11 protein-coding genes and 1 riboswitch are annotated in these 10,754 nt (G+C 61.0%); of the genes, 2 read left to right on the forward strand and 9 right to left on the reverse strand.

Annotation, left to right across the window (positions count from 1 at the left end):
• Window positions 1-102 precede the first annotated feature (102 nt).
• A riboswitch (guanidine-III (ykkC-III) riboswitch) is annotated at window positions 103-168 on the reverse strand.
• 9 nt (window positions 169-177) lie between these two features.
• From CVV68_RS24490 to CVV68_RS22265, 9 genes are all read right to left on the reverse strand, one after another.
• Window positions 178-498 (reverse strand): hypothetical protein, encoded by a 321-nt coding sequence (locus CVV68_RS24490; protein ID WP_245933737.1) that lies wholly within the window; start codon window positions 496-498, stop codon window positions 178-180.
• Between the two features lie 18 nt (window positions 499-516).
• Window positions 517-1,833 carry an MFS transporter gene (locus tag CVV68_RS22230; RefSeq protein ID WP_245933738.1) on the reverse strand — a complete coding sequence of 439 codons (1,317 nt, stop codon included), beginning with the start codon at window positions 1,831-1,833 and terminating at the stop codon, window positions 517-519.
• Window positions 1,834-1,911: 78 nt separating this feature from the next.
• Window positions 1,912-2,712: an SDR family oxidoreductase gene (locus CVV68_RS22235; RefSeq protein ID WP_110503165.1), complete on the reverse strand. Its 801-nt coding sequence runs from the start codon at window positions 2,710-2,712 to the stop codon at window positions 1,912-1,914.
• 58 nt (window positions 2,713-2,770) lie between these two features.
• Window positions 2,771-3,265 carry a MarR family winged helix-turn-helix transcriptional regulator gene (locus CVV68_RS22240; RefSeq protein ID WP_110503166.1) on the reverse strand — a complete coding sequence of 165 codons (495 nt, stop codon included), beginning with the start codon at window positions 3,263-3,265 and terminating at the stop codon, window positions 2,771-2,773.
• 455 nt (window positions 3,266-3,720) lie between these two features.
• Complete coding sequence (locus CVV68_RS22245) at window positions 3,721-4,353, reverse strand: Type 1 glutamine amidotransferase-like domain-containing protein (protein WP_170133318.1); 633 nt, start codon at window positions 4,351-4,353, stop codon at window positions 3,721-3,723.
• 111 nt (window positions 4,354-4,464) lie between these two features.
• On the reverse strand, window positions 4,465-5,457 hold the full coding sequence (locus CVV68_RS22250; RefSeq protein WP_110503168.1) for an IS30 family transposase: 993 nt from the start codon (window positions 5,455-5,457) through the stop codon (window positions 4,465-4,467).
• Between the two features lie 777 nt (window positions 5,458-6,234).
• Window positions 6,235-6,897 (reverse strand): TMEM175 family protein, encoded by a 663-nt coding sequence (locus tag CVV68_RS22255; protein WP_170133319.1) that lies wholly within the window; start codon window positions 6,895-6,897, stop codon window positions 6,235-6,237.
• Entirely contained in the window at window positions 6,894-7,613 is a 720-nt protein-coding gene (locus CVV68_RS22260; RefSeq protein WP_245933739.1) for a response regulator, read from the reverse strand. Before CVV68_RS22260 ends, CVV68_RS22255 begins: the two co-directional genes overlap by 4 nt.
• A complete protein-coding gene (locus CVV68_RS22265; protein ID WP_110503170.1) occupies window positions 7,583-8,782 on the reverse strand; it encodes a sensor histidine kinase in 1,200 nt (399 codons plus the stop codon). The genes CVV68_RS22260 and CVV68_RS22265 overlap by 31 nt, the downstream gene beginning before the upstream one ends.
• Before the next feature lie 214 nt (window positions 8,783-8,996).
• On the opposite strand from CVV68_RS22265, the gene CVV68_RS22270 reads away from it, so the two are divergent.
• Complete coding sequence (locus CVV68_RS22270; protein ID WP_110503171.1) at window positions 8,997-9,629, forward strand: DUF1453 family protein; 633 nt, start codon at window positions 8,997-8,999, stop codon at window positions 9,627-9,629.
• Window positions 9,630-9,964: 335 nt separating this feature from the next.
• Entirely contained in the window at window positions 9,965-10,252 is a 288-nt protein-coding gene (locus CVV68_RS22275) for a tyrosine-protein phosphatase (protein WP_110503172.1), read from the forward strand.
• The last annotated feature ends 502 nt before the right edge of the window (window positions 10,253-10,754 follow it).

Raw genomic sequence — 10,754 nt, forward strand, 5'->3', positions numbered from 1 at the left:
GCGCCGTTTGAAGCCCTTTGAGGCGGACAGCGCCGAGGCCCAGACGGCCTCCAGCATGCCCGCGACGATGAGGATGATCCACGCCATGAAGATTCGTCGCTTTCAAGGCAGTCTTGTCGTGGTGCGGGTACTGCTCCCTCGTCCGCGAACCCAATCACCGGGTTCCAAGAGTGTATTCTACCCGAGACGTTGCCGGCTGGCAGTCTTCCGTGCGGCAGCTGCAACGAAGAAGGATCCCGCCAGTGCAACGAAGAGGAACACGGCCGCAGCCAGGACCGACATGCTGACCGCTTGGGCAAAGCCGGTGGACAGGGCGTTGACGGCGTCCGGTCCGGCCGCACCAAGGGGGCCGTGTGTGCCCAGTTGGGCCAGCTGGGGCACGACGCCGCCAGCCGAGTCACGCAGTTGGCCCGCCAGCGTGTCCACCTGGTGGGGCGGAACTCCGGGGATGCCGGCGAGCAGGCCGGTGCTGCTGGTAACCGCAAAGTGGGCCAACACGCTGCCCATGATCGCGGATCACAGGGCGGCCCCCAGTTGCCGGACGGTGCTTTGGGTGGCCGAGCCCTGTCCGGACACGGCGGTGGGGATGTCGGCCAGCACCGTGCCGGTCAACTGGGCCGAGGCCAGTCCCAGTCCCAGCCCGTAGACCACCAGCAGGGCGGCGATGAGCCAGATGGAGTTGCCGGCCGTGATGACCAGTCCCAGCGCCAGCAGGCCCACAGTTTCCAGGGCCAGCCCTACGATCACAACCGTGGGCGGTCCCAGCCGGGCGGCCAGGTGCCGGGCCGAGGCGCCGGACAGGAACGCGCCGGCGGCCATGGCCGCCAGCACCAGGCCTGCCCGCAGCGTGCCGAGCCCGAGGATGTTGATGAGGTACAGCGGCAATACCAGGAGCAGGCCGAATTCGCCGATGGCCACCGTCGCGGCCACGGCATTGCCCCAGGAGAAGGTGGGAATGCGGAACAGGGACAGGTCCAGGATGGCCGAGCGCTGTCTGGCTGCCCGGTGCCTTTCCCACAGCACAAACGCCACCAGGGCGGCGATGCCCGCCGCAAGGGTCATCGGCACGGCGGAAACAGCGGCGTCCGCCGGCCAGTGGATCGGGCCGAGGTTCAACGCCGAGGAGGCGGACCACCAGCCGAGCGTGGGGCCCTCAATGATTGCAAAGACGAACAAGCCGAAGCCGATAAAGCTCAGCACCAGGCCCACCACATCCAGCCCGGCGTGGTCCTGCGGGGAGCGTGTTTCCGGGACAAAGATGAACGTCCCGGCCAGCACCAGCAGGCCCAGCGGGATGTTCACAATGAAGATCCACTGCCAGGCGAAGGACGCTGTCAGCCAGCCGCCAAGCAGCGGCCCGATGGCGGCCATTCCGGAGATCACGGCGCCCCACACGGCAAACGCCGTCGTCCTGTCCTTGCCAAAGAACGTTGAATTCACGCTGGAAAGGGTGGCGGGCAGCACCGCAGCGCCACCCACGCCCTGCAATACGCGGCTGAGTATCAGCCCGGTGGCGCCCACAGAGAGGGCGGCAAGGATGCTGCCGGCCATGAACAGGACCACGCCAATGATGAACAGCTTCCGGCGCCCGAACCTGTCGCCGAGACGCCCGCTGGTCAGCAGCAGCGCCGCCAGCACCACCGAGTACAGGCTGTTGACCCATTGGGCCTGGTTCAGGTCCAGATGGAGGTCGGCGATGATGGTGGGCAGCGAGACGCCCACAATGGTGCCGTCGATGACGATCATGGACAAACCCGCGGCGAGGACGCCCAGCCCCGCCCACTTGTTCAGGGGCCGGACCGCCGCCGGTGCTTCACTTGTTAACCGTTGCATGCTCTAAGGCTATTTTGGCGACAACCTGTGGCCATCAACCATCCGGTTGATTTGGGCCCACCTCATGCGGGTGACGCTTCAGTCCCAGATGTTGTCTCCGCGCAGCGTTGCGTCGGCGCCACCGTCGGCGTAGATGGTCTGCCCGGTGGTGTGCGTGTTTTCCTCGCTGGTCAGCCAGGCCAGCAGCCGGGCCAGCACGATGGAGTCCGAGTGGTAGTTCAGCGGCATCGGAACCGAGGAATCAACCATCTTCCGGCCCTCTTCCGTGGAAAGCAGTTTCTCCGTCATCGGGGAGATGACGGTGCCCGGTGCCACGGCGTTCAGCGGGATCCCGGCCCCGGCCCAGCGTTCGGAGATGCATTCCCGGCGTACCCAGCGGCTCAGTGCACGCTTGCTGGAGGGGTAGTTCAGGTACCCGGAGGCTGGGCCCGCGGCGGCCAGGGCAGCGCCGATTTCCACGGCAGCGGGCTCGTCTCCGGAGAGCAGGGCTTCGACCAGTTCGGGAGAATTGGCCTGCAGCGATGCCATGGAGCTGACGACGACGGCACGCGGCGCCGGGCTCTTGGCCAGGACAGGTGCCAGATACTCAAGGAAGTCGGTGACGCCGAAGTAGTTCACGCTCACGGTCAGGGCGATGGGTGCGGCGATGCCGGCGCAGGCGATGACGGCGTCAATGCTTCCCCCGGCCAATTCCACCGCGCGTGCGGCGGCGGCTTCGCGGCCCGCGGGCGTGCTGAGGTCTGCCTCAACCTCGGTGCCCTTTAAGTCGACGCCGATTACGGTCTCGCCGCGCTCGCGCAGAAGGGCGGCGGTGGCAGCGCCAATCCCGGACGCCGCCCCTGTAATCACGTAGCTGCGGGGAGTGGTGGTGCTGGTCATGTGATTTCTCCTTGTTGGGGTGGTTCCTGGATGAATGGGTGTGTTGGACGTGTGAAGATCATGGCTTGCCGGCCAGTCGGGCGGACAGTGAAATGGTGGATTGTTCGAATTTGGCCAGAAGCCGTGTGAACTCCGCCCGGTCCGGCTGCGGCCATCCGTCCAGCAACTCGTCGACGAGGCCATTCCCGGCACGGACCAGTGCCGCCGCCACCCGGTGCCCGGCCGCGGTCAGCTCCACCTGCTGCGCCCTGGCATCGGCCGGGTCAGTGGTTCGCCTGGCCAGGTCCGAACTCTCCAGCCGGGCCGCGATCTTGCTGATGTTGGAGGCACCGGTCACCATGTCCGCCGCCAGCTGCGAGGGCCGCTGCGGCCCGGTATTGGCCAGGATGGTGACCATGGTGATGGCGCCCGGGTCCAGGTCCACGCCCTCGCGTGCGGCAACCGCGGTGAGGAACTCCGGTGCCGTCCATTCGCCCAGGACGCGGGTGAGCGAGGCGATGAAGGCGGTGCCGCCGTCACTGCGAACGGCTGCATTCTCGTTGGTGGTAGACACCGAGTCTCCTTTGGTCCAATGGCAATTTAGTGTCGCGAAGACAGTATATCGTGAATTAAGTGTCGTTAGGACGGTAAATTTTGTGAGGCCTCCACCGGACACCCTGGAATCGGGCCGCGGACGAGGGCGGGGACCGCCGTGGAAGGGTGATGTGACTGGCAGGAGCATGCCGCCGTCGTCCATGCGCGGGATTCGGTGCTGCTGCATTCAGGCATGCAACTTCCGGCACGCGCAACACGGGGTCTGAGGATGATCCGTACGGAAATTCACGCTGAGGGATGCGCCCTGATGGAACTAACCTGGCTTTGAACTTGGGGTGGCTTCAGGAAAAGGAAAAAACGTACGCTAACGGAGCGTGGAGCCAGAAAACCACTGGACCGCAGCGTGGCGATGGAAGCTGGCCAGAGTCCGTCCGTACGGGGAACCTTGACCGGAACACTCAAGCCGGCGTTCTCTCAAAGCAGCGCAACGCTGCTGCCATCAACCACCAACGCCTGGCCGTCTCGAAGCGCCCAGTACTGCTTGCCATCTTGAGCGTAAGTGGCAGCCACCTGAGTCAGGATCTCGCGTTCCGGGTGATCCGAGGTTCCGAGATGCGGCACAAAGGGGCGGTCGAGAATATTGAGGCCGTCGTACTTGACTGCTCCATATTGCAGCAAAGCATCGTCCGTTGAATCGCACTCTTCGAGACCCAACAGGCTCGGGGCGAGGACGCAACCCCCAGCACTGAAACCGGCGTAGACCAAGGCATCGGCCCTGAGGCGATCCACAATGATCGCGTCGGCTCCTGATCGGGCCATCGCAGCCCGGAGCGTGAAGACGTTGCCGCCCCGGACCCAGACAAAGTCCGGTTGCCCAAACTTCACGGAAAGGCTCTCGGCATCGTACAACCGCAGGTCGAGCTCATGTGCAGTGAGTCCAATGCCCGCGAGATTCGTGAGCTGGCGTTCAGTTTCTATTCGCCGCGTCTCAGGGTCAGCACCATCAAAGGCGTTCATGATGATCCACCCCTTCCTTTTAGCCCGAACCAGGCTCGTGAAAGTTTCGGGACGGTCACCAAGCTGGTATGAAGACAGATAGAGGCGCATGGTGCCATTGTCCATACCTATACGCAGAGAGTCATTCTCCAATGAACTGTGTACGTTCGCATCTGCCCGATGGGGAACGGCGGATTCAGGTGGTCATTGCAACAGGAGGGGTTAGATCAGTTCGATCGGTTTCTTGAACTCTAGTCTTTTGCGGGGTCGGTCGTTGAGTTCGGCGGCGACCCAATCGAGGTCCGCCGCACTGTGGATGCTCAAATCTGTACCTTTGGGGAAGTACTGGCGTAGTAGGCCGTTGGTGTTTTCATTGATTCCACGCTGCCAGGGCGAATGTGGGTCACAGAAATAGATCTCGATGCCGGTATCCATTTTGACGGTTTTCCAGTCCTGCATTTCGATGCCCTGGTCCCACGTCAGCGAATGCCGTAACGCTTCCGGGAGGGTCTTGATCTTCGAGGTCAACGCCTCACGCATCTGCTCGGCCTTGTAACCGTTGGGCAGGTGGACGAGCATCGTGAAGTTGGTGGTTCGCTCGACGAGTGTCCCGATTGCGGTCAGGTTTCCCTTGCCAATAATCAAGTCCCCCTCCCAATGGCCAGGCACAGCGCGGTCTTCAACTTCCGGTGGGCGTTGAGAAATGTTGATCATCCCCGGGATCCGATTCTTACGCTGGCCGACCTTGCGGCAGGGCTTGCGCCCTGTCCTGCCGGTCCGTAGACACGCGGCCAGATCCGGGTTCAGGGCGCCCCGGGACTGGACATACAGGGACTGGTAGATGGTCTCAGGTGACACCCACATCTCCTCCCTGTCGGGGAACCAGATACGCAGTCTTCCTGCGATCTGTTCCGGTGAGTACTTCCTGGCAAGGTCGCCCTCGACTATCGCACGCAGAGCTGTGTTCGTGTGAAGCTTGGCCGGTTTTGGCCGGCCGGCCCGATCATAGGCAAGCACATGAGCGGACGTTGCCCGATAGGCGGTGCCGGGCTTCGTATTACGCTTCAACTCCCTAGATACCGTCGAGGCAGACCTCCCGATAGCCTTCCCAATCACTCTCAAGGAGAGTCCCTGGGCACGAAGAATCGCTATTTCCTCACGCTGAGCGAATCTCAGACAACGGCCCTTCAAGTTCCTACCGCGACGGGGCCGCACTCCACCAGCGACAGCCAGAACAGTGCGCCCTGTACGCCTGCTGGTCTTGATCGGAATAACGGCATCCGTGATGAAATCACCTGCCTACATCCCCGCCCAAAAGACCTGCAATAGATCCGGCCGGAGAAGGATTGAATACTTTGCCATATCAACACTCATTCACTAAGTGTTGCAATCACCGCAAGAACCCAAGGAACCTTGAACGGGACACTATCCGCGCAGCTCTCCCCAACCGAACCCACTCTCGGCAACGAAATCCTGCAATTCGCTACGTAAACGGGCCGTGAAGCCGCTGGCTTCTTCGGGCGGATACAGCCAGAACCCTAATTCCTCGTCGTACACAAGGACTCGGAGAAGTAAGTCTTCACTGATAATCGTTGATGGCGTGACCGGTTCGCCTTCGCTGTCAGCACATCCAGATGGGTGCGCTCGAGCTCATTCGGAGTAAGAATTGCCCTAAGCGCTGGCTCTGCGGCGAGCAAGATTTCTTCCACGGTCATCATGTTTACATACTCGCTGCCGGGGAAGTCTTGGGCCAGAGAGGCGTCTGTTCAAGTCACGATCGCTGAACACACTGTCAGTGTTTCGACGGGGAGGTCTGCCCAAGGTTTGCTTGAGACCTTGTCAACAAAATCTTGGGCATTCCCAACTCAACCAACCTGTCTGGGTAGTGCTACTAGGCCGTTGCGAAGTGCGAGCCGTCAGTGAGAAGGAATGAGAGCACAGAAAGTGGGATCATCAGCTGACGCTGACTCCGAGTGGCAGCGTCGGAGGAGTTCACTCGTCATGCCTGTCCGGGTCCCCGGTACGCCGTTTCCCGAACCAATAACCCATGGCACGGCCCAGAATTCCGCCGACGATCAACAGAAGGAGCGGCTTCAGGCCCCATTGCGGAACCGTCAGCGTGAGCACGAACGCTGCGAGAACGGCGATCACGTCCACAATGGACCTGATGAAACCAGGACGGAGATTCACGTCCTTTTCCTGCAGTGCCGGGGTCGTGAGAGCAATCATGTACTCCACCAACAGGGTAGCCGTCGCCAGCAGCAACGTTCCTACATAGACCGCTGAGTTCGGAAAATTCGTGTCGCTCGCGGACGAGAGAACATCCATGGGGAACGTGATGAACACAATCGCAAGTAGCCACACGATGTGCGTCCACATCAATGGTGGCGTATAGGCCTTAACGTCTCGGTAGAGCGCGTGATTATCAACCCACAGCTTCGCGATGACAAGGAAGGTAATGAAGAAGGTGATGAATTTGCCGCTGTGCTGGTTGACAATCATGAGAACGTTGGCGCCGGGCTCAGCTGTGGCAAGGTCGGTGATCGGGAAGACGAGCAGCGTGATCGCAATCGCGACGACGCCATCACTGAGAGCGTTGAGGCGGTTGAACCCACGTTGGAAAACGGGTGGCTTCCACCGCGAGATACGACTCACCGGGTGGAATCCGGAGCGTCCACGCCGACCGTAAGCGCGTATCGGACGGCGTCAGCACGTGAGTGAAGGTCCGCCTTAGTGAAGATGTTGTTGATGTGTGTCTTGACCGTGGCCTCGGAGATCGTGAGGGTGCCGGCGATATCGCGGTTACGAAGACCCGCTCCGATGAGCTGCAGGATTTCCTTCTCCCGCTGGGTCAGGAGCGATGACACGAGGCCCGGGCCAGAGGATGCGGCTGGGCTGCTGGCGGATGCGCCGCCACCAGGCACCATGGACGACGCCAGTCTCAGAAGTCTGATCTGGACCTCAGGGTTGAGAACCGACTGGCCAAGATGCGCGCTTCGCACGGCCTGTGCGATCTGCAGGTGGTCGGCATCCTTTGTCAGGTATCCGAGCGCTCCTGCGCGCAGTGCACGGAGGATTGACTCGTCATCTTCGAAAGTCGTGAGCATTACCACTGAGATTTCCTCGTTCGCTTTGACTATGTGCTCGGTGGCTTCCGCGCCGCTCATCACCGGCATGTTCAAGTCCATGAGCACGACGTCGGGGCTCAGCTCGGCCGCGAGCTCGACTGCTTCCTGGCCGTTGGCCGCCGTGCCGACGACATCGAGGTCCTCCACCAGATCGAGCATGACCTCGAGAGCCTGGCGGACCGCGGTCTGGTCGTCGGCGATGAGCAACCGGATCATCGGGGCAGCCGCATGGATACCGACCATCCCGTTGTGGCTTTGCCGACAGCGTGCTCATCACCCTCCACGATCGGCCCGGCGATTAGTGTTCCCCCGAGCAATCCCGCGCGCTCTCTCATTCCTTCGAGACCCATTCCAATTCTTTCCTCTACCCTTTGGCCACGGACCGCCTTCTCGGACGGCCCGCTGATTACGCGTAATACGACGTAAGCGGTGGGCGAATCACTGTCCGAGAACGTGAGTTTCGCACACATCTCAGCTCCGGTTGCGTGCCTATGCGCATTCGTGAATGCTTCCTGCGCTGCTCTGATGAGCGTCTGCGACTTTTCCACGCTCAGCGGCCCCGGCTCACCGTCGAGGACGAAAGTCGCACCGAACGACGAAGCGATCCCTTGGATCGTATCGGCTAGAGGCTTCGGATCCTCGTTCAAGGCGTGGACTGCACGGCGGGTCTCTCCGATCCCTGACTTGGCCAGCGTCCGGGCACGCCGGACAGCAGTGATGGACTCTTCCGCGCGATCGTGCGTGTAGAGGGTCTCGGCCATATCCAGCTGGATAGAGATCGCCGAGAGCGTATGGCCCAGAACGTCGTGGATCTCCCGCGCGATCCGCCCCCGCTCGACTAACGCAGCCTCGCGTGTCTCCGACAAACGCGCCCTCTCGGACTCGATAGCCGCCTCCTGCGCGGCACTCAAGGCAGCGGTGCGCTCCCTGCGAGCGATGCCGATGTAGACAGGCAGACCAGCGGTCAGCCCGAGCCACCACGGCCAGCCCTGGGGCATGAACTGATCGACGATGAGGCTCGACACGGCGCAGGACACCGCTGCGACGACGGCCACCGCGATGGCCACCGGTAGGGCCTCGATCAGCTGACCCGCGTAGAGCGCCGCGAGGAAGACAAATCCGGCGGAGAACGTGTCGAGCGGAACCGCGAAAAGGATCCCTGACAAAATGGCGAACACGAGCAGGAGAACGACCCGCGCGACCGCCGGCGTCCAGTGAGCCGGGACGAGAGTCCACAGGGCAAGGAGGGCCACGGGCACGAAAAGCATCCAGCCGAGCAGAGTTGCTGGCGCATGACTCTCAACAAGCTGCACCGCAACGATGGCGACGAACGCCACGGTCAGGAACGGCTGCAGGAGCCTATCGCTGTAAGCGGCGCCAGTCCGTGGTTCCTTCTGATAACTGATGGTCAATCGCTCTCCTCATTAGGCAGCATCCACCCACCACAATCATAAATGCCATATCAAACCCTTGAGTGCACCCACGAGCGCAGATCTGGGTGGAGAGGGCTCTCCACCCCTGACAATCCTCCACCCGAAGATACGGAATCTGCCCGATTCCGCGTCGTAGCCTGACTCGTAGTCTGGATTCAGGGCCGAAACGCGGCCGAATGGAGGCAACAAACCAATGTCCGATCCCATCGAACTCATCCTCATCATCGCTCTGATCGCCTACATCCTTATCCGACGCATGGCCGGCCAGCCCGCACAGGGCAAAAAGCTGCTTATCCTTCCCGCCATCATCATGGTCATCGGCATCGCCAGCCTGTCCCACACCTGGTCGCCCTTCGCCATTGGCTTTCTCGTGGCCACCACCGGGGTCAGCTTCATCATCGGAATCCTCCGCGGTGTGAGCATCAAACTGTTCGAGAAAGACGGCGTTGTCTGGATGCGCTACACCGCCACCACAGTCGTACTGTGGGTTGCCAATATCGCCATCAAGATCGCAGCCGCCATCACCATCGCCGCCATCAACCCTGTTGCCGCTCACCAAGAATCATCCGGTCTGTTGATCAGCCTCGGTATGGGCGTACTCATGGAGGGCGTTGTTGTCGCCCTCAAGGCCGTGAACACCGACAGCCGCGTCCTCTGGGCCAAGGGCAAGGATGGCCAAGCCGACCGCCACTCCGAATTCCTCGATAATCTCCAGTACAACCGTGCCAACAGCAACAGCAACAGCAACAGCAACAGAAACGGCACCGGCACCGGCGGCACTTCCTCCAGTCTCCTCGCGAGCTTTCGTAACCGCAACAACCACTGACTCTCACTCCGCCGTCGCGCTGCGACACCAGTTCCCACTCAACCTCAACAGTGCAATCGCCTCCCAGGCGGTTGTACTGTTTCGGTTACCTTCCCGATAGTTCCTGCATAGTCCACGATGAGGTCATAGTCCCCGGCTTCTTCCTAACTGCGGCTGGTACGGCCGGTACTCTGGCCGGGCTGCTGTCAAGAAAGACGGTCAGGTACCTGAGCTGGGATGGCCTAAAAGTAGTGCGATCGATGGCTCTGCCGGCAGGCGGAGGACTTAGGTGGCTCCATGCGGCATGGACTCTCCAGGGTGGAAGCCATAACGATACAGGGTGATGTAATCGTTGGATGGATTCAACTCGAGAGCTGGCCTGGGACGGCCTGATGAACGTCCGTGACCTTGGTGGTCTTCCCATGGCCAATGGGCGAGTAACAAAGTTTCATCAAGTGGTCCGATCTGGCCGTGATGCTATGCAAAAATGGCCGGGCTTTTACGTGGAGGTCCTGGCCGCGTTTGCTGATGCTGAGGGTACTGTGCATATTCATTGTGGTCGGGGGCATGACCGTACTGGAATTGTTGCAGCGTTGTTGCTGAGCCTGATCGGTGTTCCCCACGAAGCGGTCATTCGTGACTAGATGCATGACAGTGCCCTGTTTGCCGCGGCAGCGCCTGACGCCCATGCGAAAGTATTATCAGCACTCGAGAGCGCAGCCATGACCCTTGAAAAAGCGTTCGAAGTGATCAACGGCCCTGCCACGATTAAGTCCCTTCGTGCTACCGGACTGACACAACGCACCATAGAAACACTCAGGCACAAACTCATCTAGACAGAAGCAGTTATCTCCCTCCTGCAGGCGAACCCCGGGTGGGAGCAATGCTGATAAAAAATGGGGAATCGGATGGTTACGTCCCGTGGAGTGGTGTAGTTTCCGGTTGCTGAGCATTGGATTTCTGATGTGAAGAGCCATCGTGCGATGGTCAGTGAGTACCGATCAAAGAACTCACAAAAGGACACAAACACACGATGGCTCTAGACCAGTCTGCCTTGCTCGATCTGCTTGGCCAACTTAAACTCACCGATGTCTCCGACCGGATCCGCACCGCGACCGAAACCTTGTATCAGCAGCTCATCGAGGC

It is taken from the genome of Arthrobacter livingstonensis (assembly GCF_003219815.1).
Classification (GTDB): Bacteria; Actinomycetota; Actinomycetes; order Actinomycetales; family Micrococcaceae; genus Specibacter; species Specibacter livingstonensis.

Bases quoted from the DNA above. Each gene is read 5' to 3' on its own strand.
- CVV68_RS22235 (WP_110503165.1), bottom strand. From the start codon at position 2,712: ATGACCAGCACCACCACTCCCCGCAGCTACGTGATTACAGGGGCGGCG.
- CVV68_RS22270 (WP_110503171.1), top strand. From the start codon at position 8,997: ATGTCCGATCCCATCGAACTCATCCTCATCATCGCTCTGATCGCCTAC.
- CVV68_RS22245 (WP_170133318.1), bottom strand. From the start codon at position 4,353: ATGCGCCTCTATCTGTCTTCATACCAGCTTGGTGACCGTCCCGAAACT.
- CVV68_RS22230 (WP_245933738.1), bottom strand. From the start codon at position 1,833: ATGCAACGGTTAACAAGTGAAGCACCGGCGGCGGTCCGGCCCCTGAAC.
- CVV68_RS22260 (WP_245933739.1), bottom strand. From the start codon at position 7,613: ATGGTCGGTATCCATGCGGCTGCCCCGATGATCCGGTTGCTCATCGCC.
- CVV68_RS22275 (WP_110503172.1), top strand. From the start codon at position 9,965: ATGGATTCAACTCGAGAGCTGGCCTGGGACGGCCTGATGAACGTCCGT.